1 protein-coding gene is annotated in these 1329 nt (G+C 68.5%); it reads left to right on the top strand.

Translation table 11 applies throughout. From position 1 onward, the window contains the following. Positions 1-1329, top strand: a 1329-nt coding sequence (locus ABD808_RS38400; RefSeq protein WP_344908502.1) for an IS30 family transposase, incomplete at both ends; no start/stop codon positions are given.

The raw sequence follows: 1329 nt of genomic DNA, 5'->3' as shown, positions 1-1329 counted from the left end.
CGTCAGGAGTCTGTCCGGTTGTATCGCGGGCAGATTCCCTCGCCGGGACGGCCGACGGTCGCGTGGCGTGAGGACCGTGTCCGGTTCTGGCGGGCGATCGCGCGGGGGGCGAGCTCGGAGGATGCCGCGACCGAGATCGGTGTGTCGCAGGCGGTGGGGACGCGCTGGTTTCGTCAGGCTGGCGGGGTGGGTCCGTGTCTTGCCCCGACGGTGTCGGGCCGTTATCTGTCGTTTGCGGAGCGAGAAGAGATCGCGCTGTTGCGTGCTCAGCGGGCAGGCGTGCGGGAGATCGCGCGGCGCCTGGGGCGCTCGCCGTCGACGATCTCCAGGGAGCTTCGGCGCAACGCGTCCACGCGGACGTACTCGGTGGAGTACCGGGCGTCGGTGGCGCAGTGGCACGCTGAGCGCCGAGCCAGGCGGCCGAAGACGGCGAAGCTCCTGGCCAACGATCAGCTGCGCGACTACGTCCAGGACCGGTTGTCGGGCGCTATCGGCACCCCGGACGGGTTGATCGCTGCGGGGCCCTGGGTGCCGGAGTGGAAAGGGCGGAACAAGCCCCGGCGCCAAGACCGATGCTGGGTGACGGGCTGGAGCCCGCAGCAGATCGCCAACCGGTTGAAGGTCGATTATCCCGAGGACGAGACGATGCGGATCTCTCACGAGGCCATCTATCAGGCACTGTTCATCCAGAGTCGAGGCGCTCTGAAGCGCGAACTGGTCGCCTGCCTGCGCACCGGCCGCGCACTGAGGGTCCCGCGAGCCCGCTCCAGGCAGCGCGCCAGTGGGCACGTCACCCCCGAGGTGATGATCAGTCAACGGCCGGCCGAGGTCGAGGACCGTGCTGTTCCAGGCCATTGGGAAGGCGACCTCATCATCGGCACCGGCCGGTCCGCGATCGGCACGCTGGTGGAACGCACGACACGGTTCACCATGCTGCTGCACCTGCCGCGGATGGACGGCTACGGAATCCAGCCGCCGGTGAAGAACGGCCCGGCTCTGGCCGGCCGCGGCGCCGAGGCCGTGAAAGACGCGATCGCCGCCACGATCACCACTCTGCCCGAGGACCTATGCCGCTCGCTGACCTGGGACCGCGGCAAGGAACTGGCCCAGCACGCCCAACTCCGCATCGACACCGGGCTGGCCGTCTACTTCACCGATCCGCACAGCCCCTGGCAGCGAGGAACGAACGAGAACACAAACGGCCTACTCCGCCAATACTTCCCCAAAGGCACAGACCTATCGAGATGGGACGAGCAAGAACTCGCAGCCGTCGCTCACGCCCTCAACTCCAGGCCCCGCAAGACGCTCGGATGGAGGACACCCGCCGAG

Source organism: Actinomadura meridiana (genome assembly GCF_039537545.1).
Taxonomy (GTDB): Bacteria; Actinomycetota; Actinomycetes; order Streptosporangiales; family Streptosporangiaceae; genus Spirillospora; species Spirillospora meridiana.
This window is presented reverse-complemented; position numbering and strand designations above follow the sequence as displayed.